This window comes from Rhodococcus yunnanensis NBRC 103083, assembly GCF_001895005.1.
Lineage (GTDB): Bacteria > Actinomycetota > Actinomycetes > Mycobacteriales > Mycobacteriaceae > Rhodococcoides > Rhodococcoides yunnanense.
Genome location: NZ_BCXH01000001.1, coordinates 921,513 through 945,107, shown reverse-complemented (window position 1 = coordinate 945,107; position 23,595 = coordinate 921,513). Strand labels below are relative to the sequence as shown.

The 23,595-nt window shown below is 63.9% G+C and carries 23 protein-coding genes and 2 tRNA genes; 13 read left to right on the top strand and 12 right to left on the bottom strand.

The annotated features are described in order from the left end of the window. Nucleotides 1–18: 18 nt before the first annotated feature. A complete protein-coding gene (locus RY1_RS04295; protein WP_084727150.1) occupies nt 19–1,215 on the bottom strand; it encodes an MFS transporter in 1,197 nt (398 codons plus the stop codon). Between the two features lie 133 nt (nt 1,216–1,348). On the opposite strand from RY1_RS04295, the gene RY1_RS04290 reads away from it, so the two are divergent. From RY1_RS04290 to RY1_RS04280, 3 genes are read left to right on the top strand one after another with little or no spacing between them, the layout of a single operon-like run. Beyond that, complete coding sequence (locus RY1_RS04290; protein WP_072802186.1) at nt 1,349–2,122, top strand: fumarylacetoacetate hydrolase family protein; 774 nt, start codon at nt 1,349–1,351, stop codon at nt 2,120–2,122. A gap of 49 nt (nt 2,123–2,171) precedes the next feature. Further along, complete coding sequence (gene gltX, locus RY1_RS04285; RefSeq protein WP_072802185.1) at nt 2,172–3,644, top strand: glutamate--tRNA ligase; 1,473 nt, start codon at nt 2,172–2,174, stop codon at nt 3,642–3,644. A gap of 15 nt (nt 3,645–3,659) precedes the next feature. Beyond that, nucleotides 3,660–4,640, top strand: coding sequence for a YihY/virulence factor BrkB family protein (locus tag RY1_RS04280; protein WP_174565315.1), 981 nt, complete (start codon nt 3,660–3,662; stop codon nt 4,638–4,640). Here the strand turns inward: RY1_RS04280 and RY1_RS04275 are convergent. After that, the gene (locus RY1_RS04275) at nt 4,616–6,154 is read right to left on the bottom strand and encodes a bifunctional 3'-5' exonuclease/DNA polymerase (RefSeq protein WP_072802184.1); all 1,539 of its coding nucleotides are present in this window, start codon (nt 6,152–6,154) and stop codon (nt 4,616–4,618) included. The genes RY1_RS04280 and RY1_RS04275 overlap by 25 nt on opposite strands. A 202-nt stretch (nt 6,155–6,356) precedes the next feature. On the opposite strand from RY1_RS04275, the gene RY1_RS04270 reads away from it, so the two are divergent. Both RY1_RS04270 and RY1_RS04265 read left to right on the top strand, forming a co-directional pair. Beyond that, nucleotides 6,357–6,428 (top strand) — tRNA-Gln (locus RY1_RS04270). 134 nt (nt 6,429–6,562) lie between these two features. Beyond that, nucleotides 6,563–6,635: transfer RNA gene (locus RY1_RS04265), tRNA-Glu, on the top strand. 71 nt (nt 6,636–6,706) lie between these two features. Here RY1_RS04265 and RY1_RS30055 read toward each other — a convergent pair. The 3 genes from RY1_RS30055 to RY1_RS04255 form a co-directional block, all read right to left on the bottom strand. Further along, nucleotides 6,707–6,874, bottom strand: coding sequence for a DUF5302 domain-containing protein (locus RY1_RS30055; protein ID WP_169914556.1), 168 nt, complete (start codon nt 6,872–6,874; stop codon nt 6,707–6,709). An 89-nt stretch (nt 6,875–6,963) separates the two neighbouring features. After that, nucleotides 6,964–7,461 carry a PPOX class F420-dependent oxidoreductase gene (locus tag RY1_RS04260; RefSeq protein WP_072802326.1) on the bottom strand — a complete coding sequence of 166 codons (498 nt, stop codon included), beginning with the start codon at nt 7,459–7,461 and terminating at the stop codon, nt 6,964–6,966. Nucleotides 7,462–7,517: 56 nt separating this feature from the next. Next, nucleotides 7,518–8,219, bottom strand: coding sequence for an IclR family transcriptional regulator (locus tag RY1_RS04255; RefSeq protein WP_072802183.1), 702 nt, complete (start codon nt 8,217–8,219; stop codon nt 7,518–7,520). Between the two features lie 150 nt (nt 8,220–8,369). Between RY1_RS04255 and leuC the strand changes: the two genes are divergently transcribed. The 3 genes from leuC (at nt 8,370) to RY1_RS04240 (ending at nt 11,307) form a co-directional block, all read left to right on the top strand. Beyond that, on the top strand, nt 8,370–9,794 hold the full coding sequence (gene leuC / locus RY1_RS04250) for a 3-isopropylmalate dehydratase large subunit (RefSeq protein WP_072802325.1): 1,425 nt from the start codon (nt 8,370–8,372) through the stop codon (nt 9,792–9,794). A gap of 48 nt (nt 9,795–9,842) precedes the next feature. Then, nucleotides 9,843–10,460, top strand: coding sequence for a 3-isopropylmalate dehydratase small subunit (leuD, locus tag RY1_RS04245; protein WP_072802182.1), 618 nt, complete (start codon nt 9,843–9,845; stop codon nt 10,458–10,460). Nucleotides 10,461–10,608: 148 nt separating this feature from the next. After that, nucleotides 10,609–11,307: an HU family DNA-binding protein gene (locus tag RY1_RS04240; RefSeq protein ID WP_072802181.1), complete on the top strand. Its 699-nt coding sequence runs from the start codon at nt 10,609–10,611 to the stop codon at nt 11,305–11,307. 98 nt (nt 11,308–11,405) lie between these two features. On the opposite strand, the gene RY1_RS04235 is transcribed toward RY1_RS04240, so the two are convergent. The 3 genes from RY1_RS04235 to cofC all read right to left on the bottom strand — a co-directional run bounded on the left by RY1_RS04235 (nt 11,406) and on the right by cofC (nt 15,283). Next, on the bottom strand, nt 11,406–12,341 hold the full coding sequence (locus tag RY1_RS04235) for an NUDIX hydrolase (RefSeq protein WP_072802180.1): 936 nt from the start codon (nt 12,339–12,341) through the stop codon (nt 11,406–11,408). Next, nucleotides 12,341–14,560, bottom strand: a complete 2,220-nt coding sequence (locus RY1_RS04230; RefSeq protein ID WP_072802324.1) for an RNA degradosome polyphosphate kinase — start codon at nt 14,558–14,560, stop codon at nt 12,341–12,343. Before RY1_RS04230 ends, RY1_RS04235 begins: the two co-directional genes overlap by 1 nt. A 72-nt stretch (nt 14,561–14,632) precedes the next feature. Beyond that, nucleotides 14,633–15,283: a 2-phospho-L-lactate guanylyltransferase gene (cofC, locus tag RY1_RS04225; RefSeq protein WP_072802179.1), complete on the bottom strand. Its 651-nt coding sequence runs from the start codon at nt 15,281–15,283 to the stop codon at nt 14,633–14,635. A 139-nt stretch (nt 15,284–15,422) separates the two neighbouring features. On the opposite strand from cofC, the gene RY1_RS04220 reads away from it, so the two are divergent. After that, a complete protein-coding gene (locus tag RY1_RS04220; RefSeq protein WP_072802178.1) occupies nt 15,423–16,421 on the top strand; it encodes an NAD(P)H-dependent glycerol-3-phosphate dehydrogenase in 999 nt (332 codons plus the stop codon). Between the two features lie 51 nt (nt 16,422–16,472). Beyond that, the gene (locus RY1_RS04215; RefSeq protein ID WP_072802323.1) at nt 16,473–17,579 is read left to right on the top strand and encodes a D-alanine--D-alanine ligase family protein; all 1,107 of its coding nucleotides are present in this window, start codon (nt 16,473–16,475) and stop codon (nt 17,577–17,579) included. Nucleotides 17,580–17,628: 49 nt separating this feature from the next. On the opposite strand, the gene RY1_RS04210 is transcribed toward RY1_RS04215, so the two are convergent. Both RY1_RS04210 and RY1_RS04205 read right to left on the bottom strand, forming a co-directional pair. After that, nucleotides 17,629–18,213 (bottom strand): DUF3515 domain-containing protein, encoded by a 585-nt coding sequence (locus RY1_RS04210; protein WP_072802177.1) that lies wholly within the window; start codon nt 18,211–18,213, stop codon nt 17,629–17,631. 52 nt (nt 18,214–18,265) lie between these two features. After that, nucleotides 18,266–18,499 (bottom strand): Lrp/AsnC ligand binding domain-containing protein, encoded by a 234-nt coding sequence (locus RY1_RS04205; protein ID WP_072802176.1) that lies wholly within the window; start codon nt 18,497–18,499, stop codon nt 18,266–18,268. Nucleotides 18,500–18,679: 180 nt separating this feature from the next. On the opposite strand from RY1_RS04205, the gene RY1_RS04200 reads away from it, so the two are divergent. Next, nucleotides 18,680–19,657: a thiamine-phosphate kinase gene (locus RY1_RS04200; RefSeq protein WP_072802175.1), complete on the top strand. Its 978-nt coding sequence runs from the start codon at nt 18,680–18,682 to the stop codon at nt 19,655–19,657. 129 nt (nt 19,658–19,786) lie between these two features. Beyond that, a complete protein-coding gene (locus RY1_RS04195) occupies nt 19,787–20,470 on the top strand; it encodes a uracil-DNA glycosylase (protein ID WP_072802174.1) in 684 nt (227 codons plus the stop codon). A 7-nt stretch (nt 20,471–20,477) separates the two neighbouring features. Here the strand turns inward: RY1_RS04195 and RY1_RS04190 are convergent, their stop codons facing one another. Next, complete coding sequence (locus RY1_RS04190; protein ID WP_072802322.1) at nt 20,478–21,266, bottom strand: enoyl-CoA hydratase/isomerase family protein; 789 nt, start codon at nt 21,264–21,266, stop codon at nt 20,478–20,480. Between the two features lie 98 nt (nt 21,267–21,364). Beyond that, nucleotides 21,365–21,556, bottom strand: coding sequence for a 50S ribosomal protein L28 (rpmB, locus tag RY1_RS04185; RefSeq protein WP_008717389.1), 192 nt, complete (start codon nt 21,554–21,556; stop codon nt 21,365–21,367). 322 nt (nt 21,557–21,878) lie between these two features. Here rpmB and RY1_RS04180 point away from each other — a divergent pair, with 322 nt between their 5' ends. Further along, nucleotides 21,879–23,531, top strand: coding sequence for a DAK2 domain-containing protein (locus RY1_RS04180; RefSeq protein WP_072802173.1), 1,653 nt, complete (start codon nt 21,879–21,881; stop codon nt 23,529–23,531). The last annotated feature ends 64 nt before the right edge of the window (nt 23,532–23,595 follow it).

Genomic DNA, 23,595 nt, shown 5'->3' with positions numbered 1-23,595 from the left:
GGTCCGAAACCGCGGATCTCAATCCTTGGACTCGTGGTCGTTCGGGATCACGGGAACCGACAGGAACGGGAAGATCGACGACACGAGGAACGCCACGGGGAAGCTGACGGCAGCGAGGGCGCCGAAGGCCGGTGGGACGAGTGAGGCGGCGATGTATTGCCCGGTGTTCTGGACGCCGAGGGCCCGTCCGCTCCAGTAGGGCCCGGAGAACTCGGCGACTGCGGTGAACGCGAGCCCGTTCGGTGCGACCGTGACGATGGACGCGAGCACGAGGAACGCGATCGAGACCGGGGAGTTCAACCAGTCGCTGATGCCGAGGGCGAGCATGCTCAGCACGGTCGAGACCGCGACCCACCGCAGGGGTCTCATTCGACTGCCGAGTCGATCGGACAGCGCGCCGACACCCATCCGCCCGAAGGCGCCGAGTATCTGGGTGACGGTCACGAGGATGCCTGCGGACGCGGCGGACCAGCCTCGATCCGACATCAGCCACACCAATGCGTAGGTCCACACCACGTATTGCGGCACGACGAGCAGGATCGACGTCGAGTGGATTCGCCACAGTTGCGCACTGCTGCGGTACGGATTCGCCAGTAGACCCTGCTCTTCGGCGGCCGCGCGATTCGGTCGTGGTGGATCGATGACGCCGATGCACAGCACTGCCCCGACGGCGCAGATGACGGCTGGTACGAGCAATGCTGGTCCGACTCCATGGTCGCGTGCGATGGAGGGGATGGTCAGTGCCGCGATGGCAACTCCGAGCGGAACCGACATCTGGCGGATGCCCATGGCGAGTCCGCGTCGTTGTGGCGGAAACCAGCCGACGACCACCCGTCCGCTTGCGCTGTTCGCGCTTGCTGCGGCCATGCCGCCCACGAGTAGGCACAACCCGAGGACGACCAACGACGTGGCCCAGTATGCAGCGATACTCGCCAGCGCGGTGAGTCCCAATCCGATTGCGAGAACCAGTCTCTCGCCGATTCGGTCGACGAGAACGCCCCAGGCGATGAGTGTGAGCATGATGCCGACGGTGGGCATCGCAACAACGATTCCTGCAGTGGCGAGGCTCAACCCGCGATCGTCGTGGAGTGCGGGGATGAGGAACGCGGCGCCGTTGATGAACACCGCGCCCGACGTCTGCGCGAGCATGCCGAGAGCGAGCATGAGCCATTTGCGCGAACTGCTCGTGTGCTCCTGCTGTTCGGTCGTCGTCACCGTCGCCGCTCCATCTCACTATGTGGACACCAAATCCTGACATTTGAACTTCGGCGCCGACTTTACACCCACCGCGCTCGGTGTAGTTCGATGGCGTCGGAGGTGGCGAATCGTGGGTCGATAGACTTTCGGCATGCGACTGGGTCGAATTGCAAGTCCTGACGGTGTTGCCTTCGTGAGTATCGAGGGTGAAGGCGACGCACGTACTGCCAAAGAAATTGCCGAACACCCCTTCGGCACACCGACCTTCACCGGTCGATCGTGGCCACTCGCCGACGTCCGACTGCTGGCACCGATTCTGGCGAGCAAGGTGATCGCGATCGGCAAGAACTATGCGGCGCACGCCGCCGAGATGGGTGGGGAAGCGCCGAAGGATCCGGTGATCTTCATCAAGCCGAACACCTCGATCGTGGGACCCGGCGCGCCGATCGTGTTGCCGCCGACGTCGACCGAGGTGCACTACGAAGGCGAACTTGCTGTCGTCATCGGGCGACCGTGCAAAGACGTTCCCGCAGCGAAAGCGCTCGACGTCATCCTCGGCTACACCGTCGCCAACGATGTGTCCGCTCGTGACCATCAGCGGCAGGACGGCCAGTGGACACGGGCGAAGGGCCACGACACCTTCTGCCCTCTCGGTCCCTGGATCGAGACTTCGCTCGACGCGTCCGACGTGGAGATCAAGACCGAGGTCGACGGCGAAGTCAAGCAGCGCAGTCGGACGTCGTTGCTGTTGCACGACATCCCCGAGATCATCGAGTGGATCTCCACGGTCATGACGTTGCTGCCAGGTGATGTGATCCTCACCGGAACGCCCGAGGGTGTGGGTCCGATCACCGCGGGGCAGTCGGTGTCGGTCACCGTGGAAGGGATTGGAACTCTGACCAATCCCGTCGCAGCCAAGAACTAGAGCGGCCAAGAACTAGAGCAGTATTCAGCCCTGAGAACGTGAGCGAGATATGACCCCTACCGAAGTACGCGTCCGGTTCTGCCCCTCGCCGACGGGCACGCCGCACGTCGGCCTCATCCGCACCGCATTGTTCAACTGGGCATTCGCCAGACATCACGGCGGCTCGTTCGTCTTCCGCATCGAGGACACCGACGCTGCGCGCGATTCCGAGGAGTCCTATGCCGCGATCCTCGATGCGCTGCGGTGGCTCGGCCTGACGTGGGACGAGGGCCCCGAGGTCGGTGGGCCGTACGAGCCGTACCGGCAGTCGCTGCGACGCGATCAACATCTCGACGTCGTCCGTCGTCTGCTGGAGGCGGGGGAGGCGTACGAGTCGTTCTCGACCCCGGAAGAGGTCGAAGCTCGGCACAAGGCCGCAGGCCGCGATCCGAAGCTCGGATACGACAATTTCGATCGCGACCTGACCGAGGACCAGCGCACGGCATTTCTGGACGAGGGGCGTAAACCCGTTGTCCGACTGCGTATGCCGGAGCACGACTTGTCCTGGAACGACCTCGTACGTGGCGAGACGACGTTCAAGGCCGGCACGGTCCCGGATTTCGCCATCACCCGAGGCAACGGAAACCCGTTGTACACGTTGGTCAATCCTGTCGACGACGCGCTGATGAAAATCACCCATGTTCTTCGCGGCGAGGATCTGCTGTCGTCGACGCCGCGGCAACTGGCCCTGTACGAGGCTCTGACCCGCATCGGTGTGGCCGACGGAACACCCGTGTTCGGACACCTTCCGTTCGTGATGGGACAGGGCAACAAGAAGCTCTCCAAGCGCGATCCGGAATCGAATCTGTTCATCCACCGCGATCGCGGGTTCGTACCCGAGGGCCTGTTGAACTACCTGGCGTTGCTCGGTTGGGGAATCTCCGACGATCACGACGTCTTCTCGCTCGACGAGATGGTTGCCGCATTCGACATCGGTACGGTCAATTCCAACCCGGCGCGCTTCGATCAGAAGAAGGCCGATGCCATCAACGCCGAGCACATTCGATTGTTGGAGCCTGCGGATTTCGCAGCGAGGCTTCGCGCATTTCTCACCCTGCACGATCACCTTCCGGCGGACATCGACGAAGCTCGTTTCGCGGTCGCGGCAGAGCTCGTGCAGACGCGCATCGTCGTGTTGTCCGACGCGTGGGGATTGCTGAAGTTTCTCTACGTGTCCGACGACGATTTCGACATCGACCCGGCCGCCGCAGCGAAGAACCTGGGCGCGGACGCGGGTCCGGTTCTCGATGCCGCGATCGCGGCTCTGTCCGGGCTTGCCGATTGGCGTACGGCCGACGTGGAAGAGTCGCTGAAGACAGCATTGATCGATGGGTTGGAACTGAAGCCACGCAAGGCTTTCGCCCCGGTTCGTGTTGCGATCACCGGGTCGCACATCAGTCCACCGCTGTACGAGTCGATGGAACTGTTGGGACGCGAGAAGACTCTTTCGAGACTCGGCGCGGCGCGTGCCGTCGTCGGCTGATCTCGGCGCGATCCGGTGAGCCTGTCCGGACGGGTGGACCGGCTGCAGCGCCGACACCCGGTGCTCGGGTTTCCGCTTGCCGTGATCTACAAGTTCGTCGACGATCAGGGCGGCTACCTTGCTGCCCTGATCGCTTACTACGCATTCGTTTCGCTGTTTCCGCTGCTGTTGCTCGGCTCGACGATTCTGGGCATCGTGCTGGCAGGAAACCCCGATCTGCAGACCGAGATCCTCGATTCGGCGCTGAGCCAGATTCCCATCATCGGCGACGACGTCGGTCAGCCGGGACAGATCGGCGGCGGAACGCTCGGTCTGGTCGTCGGCGTGCTCGGGTCTCTGTACGGCGGCCTCGGCGTGGCCGTAGCCGTACAGAACGCGATGAACACGGCGTGGGCTGTGCCCAAGAATCTGCGCCCCGACCCCATCAAATCGAGGGTGCGCGGTTTGGCACTGCTCAGCACGGTCGGGGTGGCAGTGCTGGGAATCACCGCCGTCAACGTCGCCAGTTCTGCGGGATACTTCGGCCGAGTGTCGGGGGCGGTCGTTCTGGTCGCGGCAGTGGTGCTCAACGTCGTCGTGTTCACGGTGGCTTTTCGGCTCGCCACCGCGCGTCCGTTGACGCTGTGGAACGTCCTTCCCGGGGCCGTGGTCGCAGGTGTGGTCTGGCAGCTCCTGCAGACCTTCGGCGGTGTCTACATCAAGTACGTCGTCAGCAAGGCGTCGATCATGAACGGGGTGTTCGCGGTCGTGCTCGGGTTGCTCGCGTTCATGTACATCGCAGCCGTTCTCGTTGTCATCGCCGTCGAAATCAACGTCGTACGCGTGAATCGGCTCTATCCTCGGTCGCTACTCACCCCGTTCACCGACGACGTCGATCTCACCGAAGGCGACCGTCTGACCTACACAGGTCAAGCAGAGGCGCAGCGCAGCAAAGGTTTCGAGGAGATCGAGGTGTCTTTCGACGGTCAAGGTCACGACGATCGGTCGTCTGCGTAGCATTCTCGTACGGCGATATCCAAAGGAAATCGAACGACGGTGTCGCCGAAGAGCAGTCGAGTCGCAGCCAGTGCGGACTCCTGGACGAGTGCCTGGGCGGGCGCAGGATTGCGTGTGTGCACGACGACCTCGTCGTGCTGAAAGAACACCAGCTCGCCCAGGTCCGGTTCTGCGAGGAGCCGTCGCCGCAGTTCCGCCAACAAGCACAACGCCCACTCCGACGCAGTTGCCTGGACGACGAAGTTGCGGGTGAATCGGCCGCGGGCACGAGCGTCCCCGTGCGACCACCATTCGGGCGGAGGCGCCGGACATGCACGGCCGAGCCAAGAATGGACCACCTCGCCGCGCTCGCCCGCGCGAGCTGCTCGTTCGACGTACTCGACTGCGTCTGGAAAGCGGCGGCGCAGTAGCGCGAGCAGGGCACGCGCGTTGCCCGACGTCGCTCCGTACAGAACTCCGAGAATCGCCACCTTCGCCTGGTCCCGATCACCGCCGAAGGCTTCCCCCGCCACGAGTGCATACAGATCTTCGCTGCCGGCGGCGGCCGTCATTCGTCGGTCGCCGGACATAGCGGCGAGAATGCGCGGCTCCAACTGTCCTGCATCGGCGATGACGAAAGTGTGTCCCGGATCGGCAACAACGCTCGAACGCAGAGCTTTCGGGATCTGCAACGCACCCCCGCCTCGGCTCGCCCAACGACCCGAGACAACTGCTCCCGGGACGTAGACGGGTCGAAATCTGTCCTCGCGCACCCACGCGTCGACCCACGTCCAGCCGTTGGTGCTGAACAGTTTCGACAAGTCGCGGTAGCGCAACATCAGCGGAACGGCGCGATGGTCGATCGTCTTCAGAACATGCGCGCGCGTCGAGGTCAAGGTGATGTCCGCCCTGGCGAAGGCCGCCACCACATCGGACGGGGACGCAGGGTTGACGCGTCGACCGAACACCTCACCGATCTCCGTCTCCAGATCGACCATGGCAGGGGGGAGTGCTCCTTCCGGTGGCCGGGATCCGAGAATGTCCTCGAGGTACGCACGGTGTCGTGTCGCCGAGAAGGGAAGACCGTCGAAACTCATCTCGGCTGCGGCCAGTGCTCCCGCGGACTCGGCGGCCACGAGAAGGCGCAGACCCGGTGAGGCGTCGATCTCCGTCGTCTGAGTGCGGTGCCACTCGATGAGCGCGTCCGCGGTCGGGTAGTGATGTGTGTCGAAGAGCCCGGGTCGATCGTCGACGTCGACAGCGCCGTGCGCCGACGGCTCACCTCGGCGCATGGACAAGATCGACTGGGTGAGCGAGAGGTCGTGGCACCGGCCGATGCGGACATCGCGATCGAGTAGCGCCGGATACATGCGTGTGGCCGACTCCCAGACCCATCGTGGGTGTTCGTCGGCCTCGATGCGCGATATCGTCGCGGCCGAATCGGTGTACTCGAATGCAGGCCCGGTCGGAGCGCCGTCCTCGTCGATGGGCACCAGAACTCCGCCCGTGCCGGCCGGAGCCACGATCATCTTCATTCGTTCGGGCTCGGGCTGCTCACTCGATCGAGTGTCCACTGGAGCTCGACGGGTCGTGCACCCGGGTCCCCGGGGCCCGAAGTGCCGGCTGTGGCTGCTGTGACCAGGCGATTTGGAGAAACGTGGGTGTCCTTTGATAGTCTCTATCACGGCTCGAAACGCGGTGCACATGCTTGTCCAGATGTTCAGCGTCGAAGGTCATTGGGGTATGGTGTAATTGGCAACACAGCGGTTTCTGGTACCGCCATTCTAGGTTCGAGTCCTGGTACCCCAGCAAGCGTTCGGCAGTGATTTGGTTGCCGAGCGTCAGCCAGTTAAGCTGGTCGAGCTTTCAAGAAGTCGGGCGCCGCAAGGCGTCCAGTTCTATGAAGGTGCAGTACAAGTTCAGTGTTGTACACAGAAGTTCCTGGCCCCGTCGTCTAGCGGCCTAGGACGCCGCCCTCTCAAGGCGGTAGCGCGGGTTCGAATCCCGTCGGGGCTACAAGAGCACAGAAACCCTCCCACCGTCGCGGTGGGAGGGTTTCTGTTTTCCTGGACGAGCTCGGTGCGGTGTCAGACGCTCTTGCGTCGAAACATCTTCTGGTGGTCGGCAGGACCATGCGCATTGCTCACCTTGGGTCCGCCGTCCTTGTGTTCGGTGGAGTTCGTTGCCTTGTGATTCTTCTTGTCCAGGGCCTCGCGAAACTTCTTCTTCTGGTCTTCGTTGCTGGGTTGCGTCATATCTCGCTCCTAGGACGTAAGTGACAGGACAAAACGTACCCCACCCGAGACTGTCGGCTCTCCCGATTTTTCGAGCCGAGGTTCGGCACTCACAGGTATTCGGCCGTGGACCCGCCGAGTGGGATCGGCGGAAGCCCGAGCTTACGGTGATCCCAGGACCGGACCCGATCGACAACGACGCGAACCGCTATGCGCTTGTTCATCATCTGCTCGACCAAGGGCCGGACCTCGTCCGAGTACGGTCCGGTATAGCGTTCCCACACGCTGATCCCGACGGCCAGCACTGCATCGGGATCGTCGACCACCTCTGCGCGCCCTTCGATCGACACGCCGCGGAGCGTGTCGTAGGTGTGTCCGTCCTCGACCAACACACTCACCCGAGGATCGCGGCGCAGATTTACTGCCTTCTGAGACTTGGCCTTCGTCTCGAACCAGACTTCGCCATCGATGATGGCGTACCACATGGCGACGAGATGTGGCACTCCGTCGTGTCCGATCGTCCCGAGCGTCGCAACGCGACTGTGTTCGAGAAACTCTGCGGTGTCGTTCTCGGTCATCGTGATCTGCGATCGCTGATTGATTCCCACGCTCATCTGCTTATCAGATGAAGTTGCCCGGCACCCGACTTCGAGAAATTCCAGGATCAGAGTCGTTTGTGGATCGCCTCGGCGGCGGCGAGAAGATCTGCAGCCCATCGAGCGCCGGGCCTGCGTCCGATGCGGTCGATGGGGCCCGAGACAGACACGGCCGCAACAACATTGCCGACAGCATCACGGATGGGTGCTGCGACACTCGCGACGCCCGGTTCGCGCTCGCCTGCACTCTGTGCCCAGCCTCGTCGTCGCACCTCTGCCAGAACGCGTTCGCCGAATTCGGCATCGGGGAGAATCGCGCGTTGAGTCTGTGGATCTGCCCATGCAAGCAGAACCTTGGCTCCGGATCCGGCGGACATCGGCAGACGTGCGCCGACGAGTACGGTATCGCGCAGGCCGGTCGGTGGTTCCATCGACGCCACGCACACCCGGACGGATCCTTCGCAGCGGTAGATCTGCACACTCTCGCCGGTGATCTCACGTAGACGCGGGAGTACGGATGCAGCGGCATCGAGAAGTGTGTCGGCGGCAGTGGCGGCAAGTTCGGCGAGTCCGGGGCCTGGACGCCACAGGCCGTTCGCGTCGCGAGTGAGGAGTCGGTGAATCTCCAGTCCGACGGCGAGGCGATGTGCCGTCGCGCGGGGGAGCCCGGTGCGCGTGCACAGATCGCTCAGCGTGCACGGCTCTTCGGCGACCGCGTACAGAACACCCATAGCTTTGTCCAGAACGCCGATGCCGCTATGCTGTCTCATAGGTCGATACTAGCGTCTCGCATAGTGGGAATGCACATTGCGGGAACGCGCAGTCGCACGGTCAGTGCGCGGTGTCGTCGACACAACGCGACGTGGGCCGGCCCGTAGCCCACCGGCGCGACACACTCGGAGAATAGGTTGGTGGAACCGATGGCCGGCACAGCACGAACACTGGCAGAGAAAGTATGGGATCAACACGTCGTCGTGAAGGGCGGTGGCGAAGGTGGATCCCGTGAACCCGATCTGATCTTCATCGATTTGCACCTCGTGCACGAGGTCACCAGCCCGCAGGCGTTCGACGGTCTTCGGTTGGCGGGGCGTCCACTTCGACGTCCCGACCTCACCATCGCCACCGAGGATCACAACGTTCCGACCACCGACATCTTCGCGCCCATCGCAGATCTGGTGTCGAGAACTCAGGTGGACACCCTTCGGCGAAACTGTGAGGAGTTCGGAGTTCGTCTGTACCCCATGGGGAATCTCGATCAGGGGATCGTGCACATCATCGGACCCCAGCTGGGACTGACGCAGCCGGGCATGACCGTTGTGTGCGGGGACAGTCACACATCCACACACGGAGCTTTCGGCGCTATCGCGATGGGCATCGGTACCAGTGAGGTCGAGCATGTGATGGCCACACAGACGTTGTCGCTGCGGCCGTTCAAGACCATGGCCATCACTGTCGATGGTGAATTGGCGCCCGGAGTCACGAGCAAGGACCTGATTCTGGCCGTGATCGCGAAGATCGGAACCGGTGGTGGGCAGGGCTACGTTCTCGAGTACCGGGGCGAGGCGATCCGGAAGCTGTCGATGGAAGCGCGAATGACCATCTGCAACATGTCCATCGAGGCAGGCGCTCGGGCTGGAATGATCGCCCCCGACGAGATCACCTACGCGTACCTCGAGGGCAGGCCGCATGCGCCCCAGGGAGCCGACTGGGACGAGGCGGTACTCGCGTGGAACGAGCTCGCAACGGATCCGGATGCAGTCTTCGACAACGAAGTACACATCGATGCCTCCACGCTGACCCCGTTCGTCACGTGGGGAACGAACCCGGGTCAGGGAGCCCCGCTCGGCGACCGTGTTCCCGACCCGGAGGATTTCGCCGACGAGGGTGAGAAGGTCTCGGCCCAGAAGGCGCTGCAGTACATGGGTCTCGAGGCAGGCACACCGTTGCGTGAGGTCCCCGTCGACACAGTGTTCGTCGGATCCTGCACCAACGGGCGCATCGAAGATCTCCGTGCCGTCGCCGAGGTGCTCGACGGCCGCAAGGTCGCGGACAGCGTTCGGATGTTGATCGTCCCCGGATCCATGCGGGTTCGCGCTCAAGCCGAAAAGGAAGGTCTGGGCGAGATCTTCACCGCCGCGGGTGCGGAATGGCGACAGGCCGGGTGCTCGATGTGTCTGGGTATGAATCCTGATCAGCTTGCCGTCGGTGAACGATCTGCGTCCACGTCGAACCGAAACTTCGAGGGACGTCAAGGAAAAGGCAGTCGTACACACCTGGTGTCACCGTTGGTCGCTGCCGCCACCGCGGTGCGTGGCACGCTCTCGTCACCCGCCGATCTCGACTGATCCCGTCCGAACTCGTCCGAATTTTCGTCAAACGTAGGAGAATTTTCGATGGAACCCTTTATCCGCCATAAAGGAATCGGTGTGCCGCTGCGCCGGTCGAATGTCGACACCGATCAGATCATCCCGGCCGAATACTTGAAGAGGGTGACGCGCACCGGCTTCGAGGACGGTCTGTTCGCCGCGTGGCGCGGCGATCCCGAGTTCATTCTCAACAACAGCCCGTACGACCGAGGCTCCGTTCTGGTTGCCGGACCGGATTTCGGAACGGGGTCTTCCCGAGAGCATGCCGTGTGGGCTCTATCCGACTTCGGATTTCGGGTCGTGATCGCGTCTCGCTTCGCCGACATCTTCCGCGGCAACGCCGGCAAAGCCGGTCTGCTGGCGGCGGAAGTGGAGCAGAGTGACGTCGAATTGATCTGGAAGGCCCTCGAAGAACAGCCGGGTCTGGAAATAATCGTCGACCTGAACGAGAAGACCGTCACTGTCGGAACCTTGGTGGTGCGCTTTGCTATTGACGACTACACGAGATGGCGTCTGCTGGAAGGTCTGGACGACATCGGATTGACATTACGCCAGGTAGAGGCCATTGCGGAGTACGAAAAGTCAAGGCCGTCATGGAAACCTACGACCCTTCCCGAGCGTATCGAGGGGCCCTCCGAAGGGTAGCGATTTCGGGCTCCGACACGCATTGCGGCGGTAAATCATTCCGCCACGCCGAATGAGAATTGGCGTGGCGCATAGACTCTTGACGTCTTGGGGTTTACCGTTGTAGTAGTCGGTCCGACGATGGGCCACAATATTGCGGAGGAAATCCATGAACAAGGCAGAGCTGATTGACGCCCTGACCGAGAAGTTGGGGTCTGACAGGCGGAGCGCCACAGAGGCTGTCGAGAACATCGTCGACACCATCGTGCGCGCGGTTCACCGTGGCGAAAGCGTCACCATTACCGGATTCGGTGTTTTCGAGCAGCGTCGTCGTGCGGCTCGCGTCGCTCGTAACCCCCGCACCGGCGAGACAGTTCGCGTCAAGCCGACCAACGTGCCTGCATTCCGCCCGGGCGCACAGTTCAAGGCTGTCATCGCTGGTGGCCAGAAGTTGCCTGCCACCGGCCCCGCTGTGAAGCGTGGATCTGCGTCGGCGCCGGCAAAGAAGACTGCCGCCGCGAAGAAGACTGCCGCGAAGAAGGCAGCAGTCAAGACGACGGCCCGCAAGACCACTGCCGCCGCGAAGAAGGCAGCACCGGCCAAGACCACGGCACGTAAGGCAGCCCCCGCGAAGACTGCAGCCAAGAAGGCAGCAGCTCCGGCCAAGACGACGGCTCGTAAGACCGTCGCCAAGAAGGCAGCTCCGGCAAAGACGGTCGCCAAGAAGACTGCCACCACTGCCGCCGCAGCCAAGAAGGCTCCCGCCAAGACCGCTGCCAAGAAGACCACGACCGCTGCTGCGAAGAAGGCGCCTGCCAAGAAGGCTCCCGCCAAGAAGGCTCCGGCCAAGCGCACTGCACGCAAGTAGTCTCGCTTACGGCAGTACTTGTACAGCCGTACCGAAACAGACGTCAGGGCCCCGACATTCGTTGTCGGGGCCCTGACGTCCTTCTGCGGTCAGTTCGGTCAGCTTTCGGCCGGAATTGCCGGTAGCGGGCTGGCCAGATGGTCGGCAGCGATCAGCTTTCCGTCGCGCAACGACAGCACCCACACGCTGCCTTTGCGATTTCGATTAGGAGGCAGGGTCACACCGTCTTTGTCGGCCCACCAGGTCAACAGATCCGGAATCACCTTGCCCTGGCTGCATACGACCGTGACGCCTCCCGACGACGCGAGATCGCGTGCGCGCCGACGCCCGGCGCCCGGATCATCCCAGTACCCTTCCTCGGACAGTGTGGGCTCCAACGTGATCGGCGCGCCGAGTTCGTCCGCCAATGGTTGAACGGTTTGTACGCATCGGCGTCTGTTCGCCGCATGAACCGTGTCGGCTCCGAAGGCACGAAGCAAGGTGACGAGAGCCGTGGCCTGTGCTTGCCCCACTTTGTCGAGCGGGCGGAGGGCGTCGTCGCCTTTGTAGCGTGAGCGCTGACCGGCCCTACCGTGTCGGACGAGTAGGACCGTATCGGTGTCGGTGGGTCGCTTCAGGAATCGTCGCAGGATCTTACGGTCCATCGGGTACGACAACTGCTCGGCGGCCTCGGCCGGATTCAGCCACCTGAGCTGGTCCACCTCCGAATTCGGCTCGAACGTCCCGGTGCGAGCTTCCGCTGCCCAGTAGTCGACCTTCTTCATCTTCTGGTGCCCGGGAATGGGATACGTCACCTTGGACAGGTAGCGGCCGAGCCGTGCGTCGAATCCGGTTTCCTCGGCCACCTCCCGAACGGCGGCCTCGACCGCATTCTCGCCCGGATCGATCTTTCCCTTCGGAAAGGACCAATCGTCGTATTTCGGGCGATGGACCAATGCGAGTCGTATCTCGTCTTCGTTGTCGGGAGACTTTCGCCACAGCACAGCTCCCGCGGCGAATATGTTGGCACGCAATGGTTTGTCGCCGGCGGGCATCAGGAAGCCCGGCTCCGGCGGCTACGCATCAATTCGATCTGGTGCTCACGCACTTTCTCGCCATGCGCCGGTGCTGCTGCCCATCCACCATCGGGACGCAGTACCCAGCATCGGGTTGTCGGGTCGAGTGCTGATTCGAAGATGTCGTCGAGTTGAGCCGTCAGGCGTGGATCCTTCACCTGCGCCATGACTTCCACTCGACGGTCCAGATTGCGGTGCATCATGTCGGCGCTGCCGATCCAGAATTCGTCGGCACCGCGAAAATTCAATACCCGGGAATGTTCGAGGAATCGGCCCAGAATGGAACGGACCTCGATGTTCTCGCTCAGGCCGGGAACTCCCGGCTTCAGCGCGCAGATTCCGCGCACGACCACTTCGACCGGCACCCCGGCAGCAGAGGCGCGGTAGAGGGCATCGATGACCTGCTCGTCGACGAGCGCGTTCGCCTTGAGGCGGATTCCGGCGTCGCGTCCGGCTCGCTTGTACTCGACCTCGGCCTCGATGCGCTCGATGATCCCGCGGCGAACTCCGTAGGGAGCAACCAACAAGTTGCGGTAGTTGGTCTTGCGTGAGTACCCGGTCAGTGAGTTGAACAGATCGGTGAGGTCGGCGCCGATCTCGGGCGAGGACGTCAGCAAACCCACATCCTCGTAGATTCGCGCAGTCTTGGGGTTGTAGTTGCCGGTCCCGATGTGGCAGTACCGACGAATCACCGAGCCCTCGCGTCGAACTACGAGGCACGTCTTGCAGTGTGTCTTCAGTCCGACGAGTCCGTACACGACGTGCACACCCGCCTTTTCGAGCTTTCGAGCCCACTCGATGTTGGCCTGCTCGTCGAACCTCGCTTTGATCTCGACGAGCGCCACCACCTGCTTGCCTGCGCCTGCCGCGTCGACGAGTGCATTGACGATCGGTGAGTCACCGGACGTCCGATACAGCGTCTGCTTGATCGCGAGTACGTGCGGATCGGCTGCCGCCTGCTCGATGAACCGCTGCACACTCGTGGAGAAGGAGTCGTACGGGTGATGGACGAGGACGTCGCCGTCGCGCAGTGTCGAGAACACACTCTTGGGAGTCTCGCGCTCCCCGAAAGCGGGATGGGTGGCGGGAACGAAGGGTGCGTCCTTGAGCGTCGGACGGTCCACGCCGTACACCTGCCACAGGCACGACAGGTCGAGCAGTCCCGGAACCTGGATGACGTCACCGGGATCGACGTCGAGTTCGCGGAGAAGCAATTCGAGCATGTGCTCGGTCATGTCGTCCGCGATTTCGAGACGAACGGGCGAGCCGAACCGGCGACGGGCGAGCTCACGCTCGAGCGCCTGCAGCAAATCCTCGTCGCGATCTTCCTCGACCTCGAAATCCGCGTTGCGGGTGATACGAAAAGCGTGGCTCTCCACGACCTCCATTCCGGGGAACAGAACGTCGAGGTGAGCCGAGATCACCTCTTCCATGGACAGGAACGCGTCGATGCGCTGGCTGCTGTCGCCGCGCCTGACCCGCACGAAACGGTCGACGTTGTCCGGTACCTTCACGCGTGCGAAGTGTTCACCGGCGGTGGCGTAATCCTTCACCGTCACAGCAAGATTGAGAGACAACCCGCTGATGTACGGGAACGGGTGAGCAGGATCGACGGCAAGCGGTGTCAGTACTGGAAAGACCTGTTCCTGGAAGTAGCCGGACAGGCGCTCGCGCTCGTCCGCGTCCAGATCGGACCACCGGATTATCTCGATGCCCTCCGAGGTGAGCTCGGGAAGAATGGCGTCGAGTAGGACGCGGGCATGGCGTCGGGCGAGTTCTTGTGTTCGTTCACCGATCAGAGCCAACTGTTCACGCGGTGTCAGGCCATCGGCCGAGCGCACCGAGAGCCCTGTTTCGTCGCGGCGTTTGAGGCCGGCAACGCGAACCATGTAGAACTCGTCGAGATTCGACGCAAAGATCGCGAGAAACTTCGCGCGTTCGAGGAGCGGAAGTGACGAGTCCTCGGCGAGTGCAAGGACGCGCGAGTTGAAGTCGAGCCAACTCAATTCACGGTTGAGATAACGGTTTTCGGGCAGCGCGTCCTTGCTGTCGGCCGAGTCGGGTGCCGTGGCCGCGGGGAGCGCCGCTGGGCTGGACGGTGTGACATTGGCCAGGGGCGCACTCCACTCCGCGGTCTCCGTCCCGCTCGAAGGGCCATTCGATCCTGACTCGTCGGCCTTCGCTTCACTGTTGCTCACTCCACGATCATCCCTCATCGGGGCGACCGGTGAAACTCGGATCGATGAAATCTTCGGGCGGAGGCTCGGCCATCACCAGCCGAGCGACCGAAGAACCTCCGTCGTGGCAGGGCCGACGCCCAACGAATATGCCTGACGGACATCGTCGAGCGTGTCCACGTCGAGTCGCAGCCCTGGCCATTCCCCGACGAGGTCGTGCGCACCGGACTCTCGATGGCGCCGCGCGGAGGCAGGCCCGAACAAGGGAGTGAGATCGTCGGTACCCGCGGTGAGAATCAGCGCCGCAGTACCGGTTCCATGATGATCGGCGACGACCGAACGGGCCGCAGGTCGAGCCGACTCGTATGCCTGCGTCAACTCTTCGGTGCGGAGTGCGGGCAAGTCCGCCTGAAGCGCGATGATGTCGTGCCCGTCCTCGGTGAGGGCGGAGGTGACGGCAGCCGAGAATGCCGAATTGAGGCGGTCCGCGGAGTCGAGAGACTCGTCGGGGGAGGGATCCGCGACGACACGCGCGCCCATCCGGTGGGCGATCTCGGCTACCTCGGGGTCAGGTGTGACGACGGTGATGGACGCCACTGCTTCGACTGCCTGCGCAGCTCGTACCGTGTCCTGCAGCATGGCCACGACGAGTCTGGCCCTGTCCGTTTCGGAGAAGGAATCGGCCAGCCTCGTCTTGGCGGTGGCCAGATCCTTCACTGCAATCACCACGTGCGCGGTACTCATGACTAGTGATCCTGCCAGCGGGCCGTCTCGGACCCGAGTTCGACCTCGGTGAGATGTGCCCGCGAGCTAGTGTGATGCGGCGGTGTGTGGGCCGCGCGACGCAGGTGGATTCCTCCGAGATTTCAAGAAGGTGGCTTCGATGACCAGAGCAGCGGTACTCGGTTCAGGATCGTGGGGAACGGCATTCGCGAAAGTGCTCGCCGACGCCGGTACCGATGTGACCATGTGGGCCCGCCGGTCCGAGCTGGCAGAGGCCATCACCGACGGCCACGAGAACACCGACTACCTGCCCGGAATATCGTTGCCGTCGTCGATCTCCGCCACCAGTGATCCCGCGCGCGCTCTCGACGGCGCCGACATCGTCGTGCTTGCAGTCCCGTCTCAGTCCTTGCGGGCCAATCTCGCCGACTGGACCGACGCGATCCCGGGCGATGCGACTCTACTGAGTCTGGCCAAGGGGATCGAGACCGGAACACTGTTGCGGATGAGCCAGGTGATCGCACAGGTGACCGGCTCCGATCAGAGCCGGATCGCGTCGCTGTCCGGACCGAATCTCGCACGGCCGATCGCTGAGGGGCAACCTGCGGCGACGGTCATCGCGTGCTCCGATTCGCGGCGAGCGTTGGAGATTCAGAAGTCCTGTGCCACAGGATATTTCCGTCCCTACACCAATTCCGATGTGATCGGTTGCGAGATCGGTGGCGCCTGCAAGAACGTGATCGCATTGGCATGCGGAATGGCAAGCGGTGTCGGGTACGGGGAGAACACACTTGCCTCGATCATGACTCGCGGGTTGGCCGAGATCATTCGACTCGGCACCGCCCTCGGCGCAAAACCTGCCACCCTCGCCGGACTCGCGGGAGTCGGCGATCTCGTCGCGACATGCTCGTCGACGCTCTCGCGCAACCGGACATTCGGTGAGCGTCTCGGTTCGGGAGGCTCGATGGAGAGTGCACAGGAGGCCGCGCACGGGCAGGTCGCCGAGGGTGTCAAATCCTGTACGTCGGTACGCGCGCTCGCGGAGAGCTACGACGTCGAGATGCCGCTCACCGACGCCGTACACCGTGTGTGTCACGCAGGCATGTCCGTTCCCGACGCGGTGGGCCATCTGCTCGGACGCAGGATCAAGCCCGAGTGAAAGTGGGTCGAGTCCGGGGTTCGTGAGGCGGTGGCGGTACGGTTTGGAACCGTGAGCAAACCTCGGACCAAGGTCGCCGTCATCTTCGGTGGCCGAAGCAACGAGCACGCAGTCTCCTGTGTATCCGCAGGTAGCGTGCTGAAGCATCTCGACCAGGAACGGTACGAGATCGTCCCGATAGGCATCACCACCGAGGGAACGTGGGTTCTCGGGGGCGCGGACGCCGATGCGTTGACCATCCGAGGTCGCGAACTCCCGTCTGTCGACAAGAGCGGTATCGCGCTGGCACTGACCGCGGATCCGACGCGTCGGGGCGCACTGGTCGGCATGTCCGAAGGGGACGCGGGCACCGTCCTCGCCTCGGTCGACGTCGTGTTCCCGGTCCTGCACGGTCCCTACGGCGAGGATGGAACCATCCAGGGTCTGCTCGAACTCGCAGGCATTCCGTACGTGGGGCCCGGTGTGCTGGCGAGTGCGGCGGGGATGGACAAGGAATTCACCAAGAAGTTGTTGGCGGCCGAGGGCCTGCCGGTGGGCCGACAGGTGGTACTCCGCCACGATGTCGAGACTGTCACGCCTGCTCAGCAGGATTCGCTCGGCTTGCCGGCCTTCGTCAAACCTGCGCGCGGTGGGTCTTCGATCGGTATCACCCGAATCACCTCGTGGGACAGTTTGCCTGCCGCGGTCGCCGCAGCGCGGCGACATGACCCCAAGGTGATCGTCGAGGCCGGAATCGAGGGCCGTGAGGTCGAGTGCGGAGTTCTCGAGTTCCCGGACGGCTCGATCCGGGCGAGTGCCGTAGCCGAGATCAGGATGCCCGATTCCGCGTCGGACGATCATTCCTTCTACGACTTCGACAGCAAGTACCTCGACAACGTCTGCGAGTTCGATCTGCCCGCGGACCTGCCGGACGGCGTCGCCGACAGAATCCGCGACCTCGCCGTCGAGGCGTTTCGGGCGCTCGACTGCCAAGGCTTGGCGCGCGTCGACTTCTTCGTCACCGCGGACGGGCCGGTCATCAACGAGATCAACACGATGCCGGGATTCACGTCGATCTCGATGTTCCCCAAGATGTGGGGATCCAGCGGCGTCGGTTATGCGGAACTTCTCGACACCCTGGTGGAGACGGCGTTGGCCCGAGGAATCGGACTGCGCTGACGCACGTGCCGGTCTGACGCACGTGCCGTGCCGGCGCAGCGGTGCCGGGCTACCGCAGAGGGGCGGGATCGAGTGGTGTCTGCGGTAGCGCGGCGGACACCGCGTTGGATGCATCCTGCAGCGGAGTCGGTCCCGATCCGCCCGGAATGGTCACGGCGACATATACGGCCCTGTCGACGACGAACCACGTGCTGGCGTCGATTCCGGAGTCGGCACCGGACACTTCGAACCACTGCACTCCGTTGACGACCTGTAGCGGGGCGGCGACGTCGAAACCCTCGGGGCGTGCCAGACCGCAGCGCAGCACCACCGGTTCCGACACGTCGTCGGCGAGTGCCCACGCCCGTGCCCCCACCGGTGCAGGCTCGGCCAGTTCGGTCGGTCCGTAGTCGCCCAAGGAAGCGGGCAGCGCCGCCAGAAGCGAGGCGCATTCCTCGCTGTCGGCCGCAGGTGCATCGACCGGGCCGAGAGCCTCGGGCGCCCGGGTCGAGGAGCCGGAGATCGTGACCGCCGCGATGATGACTCCGACGAGCAGTGCTACCGGTAACGCCACTGCTGTGGCAATGACCGCTGGATGACGTTTGCCCTCCTGCGGTGCGGCGGAGGTGCTCGTCGGTTCGGCGTCGGTTTTCATCGTCCTCGGGTGAAGTCGTGGTCGTCTGTCACGGTGTCGCGACAGGTGGCTGTCAGCGATTCTCGGCGACCTGGCAGCTCAGCGTGCGGGTGATCGCGTCGATTTTCTGTATACGGCCGATGATATCGCCGACCTCGGCTTCGTCCGAGCCTTCCGCTCGCACTATCACGTCGTACGGGCCCACAACGGCCTCGGCCGAGACCACGCCCGAGACGTCTCTCAGTGCCGACGCGACGAGGGAGGAGCGCCCCACCTCGGTCTGTACGAGGACGAATGTCTGCACCATCACTGGCCCCTTCTCGGTTCCTTCGCCGCGACGCGTTGGTAGTGTCGCTGAGGTTCTCGTACGTCTCGTCACAACAGTTCGCCGTCATGCCCGGCTGCCGCTAAAAGGTACCGCAGAGGTGAATGATGCCGACGCGCGAGAGAGACGGCATGTCAATTCCGACGATCGAGGAGCACAGACATAGACACCGGTGGAGATCGAGGCGTCGAACAGGACCGGACCGTGGCCGACGTCGGCGAGTTCGGTGTCATCGACCGAGTCACTCGCGGACGAGTTCGTTCTCCGGACACGTTACTCGGCCCCGGAGACGATGCGGCTCTCGTCGCGGCCCCCGGCGGTTCGGTCGTCGCGACCACAGATATGTTGGTGCAGGGCAGGCATTTTCGACTCGACTGGTCGAGTCCGATCGATATCGGCAGAAAGGCCGTTGCGCAGAATGCTGCGGACATCGCGGCGATGGGTGCTCGCTGCACCGGTTTTCTCGTTGCGCTCGGTTGTCCTGCGGACACGCCGATATCGGTCACCGACGGTCTCACCGATGGGCTGTGGCTCGAGGCGGAGCGAGCGGGGGCAGGGATTGTCGGGGGCGATCTGGTTCAGACGGACTCGCTCGTGATTTCCATCACGGCACTGGGCGATCTGGAAGGCAGGTCCCCGGTGCTGAGGTCCGGTGCCCGAAGCGGGAACGTCGTTGCCGTTGCGGGCAAGCTGGGGTGGTCCGGTGCCGGCCTGGCTGCGCTGACGGCCCAGGTGCGTGGTCACCGCGATGTCGTCGACGCGCACCGTGTGCCGCGCCCGGATTATGCGGCCGCTGTGCGCGCGGCCAGAGCGGGTGCGACGTCGATGACCGATGTGTCCGATGGGTTGATAGCCGACCTCGGTCACATCGCCGACGCATCGTCGGTGTCGATCGACATCGACACCGGTCTTCTGAGGCTCGACGACGAGATAGCCACGGTCGCAGAAGAACTGGGACTTTCCGCCCTCGCATGGGTGTTGGCGGGAGGGGAGGATCACGCGTTTGCGGGTACCTTCGCCCCGGATGCAGAACTGCCGGCGGGTTGGTCGGTCGTCGGTTCCGTCCACGACGGGTCGGGCGTCACGGTCGACGGCAGTCCGTACGAGGGCGACGAGGCGTGGTCGAGTTTCTCCCGGTGATGCGTGCGGTGTCGGCTATGTTGCGGTGTCGGCTATGTTTCAGGGCATGGTGATTCAACTACTCGACCGGCCCCGAAGCGGTGATCCGACAGACGAGCAGTCGGCAGCCGGTACCGGCAGGGTCGGGTCATGACGCGCGCGCCGCTAGCCGATGTCGTCGAAAGTGGTTGGGCCAGAGCGCTGTCCCCGGTCGAGGATCGAATTGCGCACATGGGCGACTTCCTCCGTGAGGAGACCGGCAACGGTCGCAGCTACCTTCCCTCGGGGGACAACGTCTTACGCGCGTTCACGCGCCCGTTCGACGAGGTGCGGGTGCTCGTGGTGGGGCAGGACCCATACCCGACGCCGGGTCACGCGGTGGGACTGAGCTTTTCGGTCGCGCCGGACGTTCGACCGATACCGAGGTCGCTCGTCAACATCTTCAAGGAGTACTCCGCGGACCTGGGTTTGCCCACCCCGAAGACAGGTGATCTGACGCCGTGGGCCGATCAGGGCGTTCTGCTGCTCAATCGTGTGCTCACCGTGGAGCCGGGAGTGGCTGCGTCGCATCGCAAGAAGGGCTGGGAGGCAGTGACCGAACAAGCCATCCGCGCGTTGGTGGCACGGCCTGGTTCCGCCGGCTTGGTCGCCATTCTGTGGGGACGCGACGCCGCCACGTTGAAGCCGATGCTGGGCGACACTCCGTGTATCGAGTCGGCGCACCCGTCGCCGCTGTCGGCCTCGCGCGGATTCTTCGGTTCGAGGCCGTTCAGCAGAACCAACGATGTGTTGACCGAGGGTGGCCATCGACCGATCGACTGGCGCTTGCCCTGAGTCGATGTCAGGAGAAATCCGGCCGCCGCTTCTCGATGAAGGCGTCGACGCCTTCACGCCCGGTTGGGCTGTCGGCGGACGCCGAGATGGATTCGGTTTCGGCATCCAATTGCTGTGCCAAGGTGTTCGTCTCCGACTGCAACAACAATGCTTTGGCGCCGCGAAATGCACTGGTCGGGCCTGCAGCGAACGTGCGCGCGAGCCGCTCTGCCTCGGTGCCTATGATGTCGTCGCCGACGAGTCTGCTGAGAATCCCGAGTCGAACTGCGTCCTCGCCGTTGATGATCGAGTCGTTGAGCAGGATGTCGCGTGCTCGGGCCGAGCCGACGATGCGGGGGAGGGTCCACGTCAGGCCACCGTCGGGCGTGAAACCGATGCCAGGGTAGGCAGGACGAAGTTTCGTCGCGCGGCCTCCGATCGCTACGTCGGCATGGCACACCAGGCTCATCCCGGCGCCTGCCGCCCATCCGTGAACGCCTGCGACGATGGGCACCGTGGACGCAGCCAATTCGCGGACGAAGGCGTGGAACGTCTCGGCAACGTCGCGAACGTAGCTGCCGCGATCGGATGCACCGGCGAATGCACGGACGTCTCCGCCTGCGCAGAAGTTGGGACCGGAGCTCTGCAACAAGATGCACCCGGATCGAAGATCGCCTGCGTTCAGCGACCGCAGTGCTGCAACGCCCTCGACCATCGCCTGTCCGCTGAGCGAAGTGCCGGCAGCGTCGGTTGCGACGGTGATCTTCAGTACGCCGTCCTCTAAGTCGACGAGACTCTTGATTTCGTTGTTGGTCACCGTCGCACTGTATCCCGCGTTCGACGACAGAAACGACGGTGCCCCGCAGCTGAGATAGCTGCGGGGCACCGTCGACACACTGGCGTGGAGGGCTCAGATCAGCCCCGAACCACCTTGCCGGCCTTGAGGCAGGAGGTGCACACGTTCATACGCTTGCTGTTGCCGGGGGCAACCTGAGCGTGAACGGTCTGGATGTTCGGGTTCCAACGACGGTTGGTCCGTCGGTGCGAGTGCGAGACCGACTTACCGAAGCCGGGCCCTTTGGCGCATACGTCGCAGACGGCAGCCATAGTCGCGAACTCCTTGATAGATGATTGATCATTAACATGAGGGCGGTTGCATGGAAACGCACCACGCGCACAGCACGCGGCGTCGCAACAAGCAACCCTGCAAGAATAGCGGCGTACCTGCAATTAACCAAACCGCCACCTGAGAGTGCCTCCGGCGGGTGCCCGATCGGGTTCGAGTCTAGGCTGATTCGGAGCCAAGCCGCCGGTAAAGGGAGTCGTGTGACCGGATGGTTCGCGAGTGCAAGAGATGACGCCGAAGTAGGGGTGGGGAGTGGCTGAAGCGGAGGCCGGGGCACCGCCTGCGGTGGTAGGACCTGCGGTAGTGGGACCTGCCGTACTGGGAGTCGAGGAACTGCGTGCCTGGGCGTACAGATGTGTCGACGATCTGACCGCGCGCTGCGACGAGATCAACGAGCTCAACGTGTTCCCGATCGCCGACTCGGACACGGGGACCAATCTCGTGTTCACCGTTCGCTCGGCGGTCGAGAGCATGCGAGCGGCGGGCCCCGAGGCGGACCTCGGCACCGCGGCGACGGCGCTTTCCCGTGGTGCGGTGGCAGGCGCACGGGGCAACTCGGGCGTGATCGTCTCGCAGGTGCTGCGCGCTGTCGGCGAGGTCGCCGTATCGGAGGGGTTGAACGGGGCCGCGCTGATCGACGCGCTGCTGCGTGCTGCCGATCTTGTCGTCGAGGTAGTGAGCATTCCCGTGCAGGGGACGATCGTCAGCGTCCTCGCCAGAGTTGCCGAGGATGTGAGTGCGCTCGACCAGAGCTCCGACGTCGGGGCCGTGGCCCGGTGTGCAGCGGAGTCGGCCGCGCGTGCACTGGATCGAACCCGGCGACAATTGCCTGCACTGGAAGCCGCGGGTGTCGTCGACGCAGGCGCACTCGGGCTCTTGGTGATGCTCGACGCGTTGTCCTCGGTCCTGACCGGTGATTCTCCGTCGCGGAGGCGATACCACCGGCAGGTCGATTCACCCGCGCGTCGGATAGCCGGTGAGCACGGATCTCGCAGTGCACGTACTGCACCGCCACACGACGCAGCCCTCGGGTACGAGGTGCTGTACGGCATCTCCGGCATCGACGACGACGGTGCGGCGCGACTTCGGCGGGAGCTGTCGGTGATCGGGGATTCGGTCGTCGTTGCCGGAGACGGCAACGGTTCGTGGTCGGCACACGTCCACACCGCCAACGCCGGACTCGCCGTCGACGTCGGACTCGAGGTAGGCACGGTCCACGGTGTGCGGATCGCCGCCTTCGGATCGGGAGACGGGTGTGGTTCCGGTGCGCCGACCGAGGACACATCCGAGTCGCCCGGCGGGCGCGACATCCTTGCCGTCGTCGCCGGTGACGGAGCCGAGCTTCTGTATGTAGAGGAAGGCGCGATCGTTCTGCGCAGTGACACCGCGACGGTCGGACCTGCAGACCTCTGCGCAGCCATCGTCGGATCCGGACACCCGGAGGTGTTGGTTCTTCCGAACGGCGCGCTGTCGGCGCAGGAGTTGGTGCAGGTCAGCATCGCGTCCCGAGACGCGGGCAAAGAAGTGCTCATGCTGCCCTCGGGCTCGATGGTGCAGGGTTTGGCGGCGCTCGCGGTGCACGACCCGTCGAGGGTTGCCCTCGATGACGCCTTCGCCATGTCGGAGGCGGCGGCGGGAACACGGTGGGCGTCTTTGCGTATCGCGGAGGAAAGATCGCTCACCTGGGTGGGAACCTGCGAGCCAGGCGACGGGCTCGGTCTCGTCGGTCGCGAAGTCGTCGTCATCGGGCCGGACGGGCTCAGTGCGGGATGCAGCCTGCTCGATCAACTCTTGTCGGTGGGTGGTGAGATGGTCACATTGTTGCTGGGCGAGGCTGCACCGGCAGAACTCGGCGATCGGCTCGTTCACCACGTCCGTGGCCGGTATCCGGGCGTCGAGGTGGTGGTCTACACCGGCGGACAACCAGGAGATCTGGCCGAACTCGGCGTCGAGTGAGTCTCGCGGCGTCGCACCGGACGAGCGGTTCGAGGCTGACGAGTGCTCGAGTGGAAGGAATGTT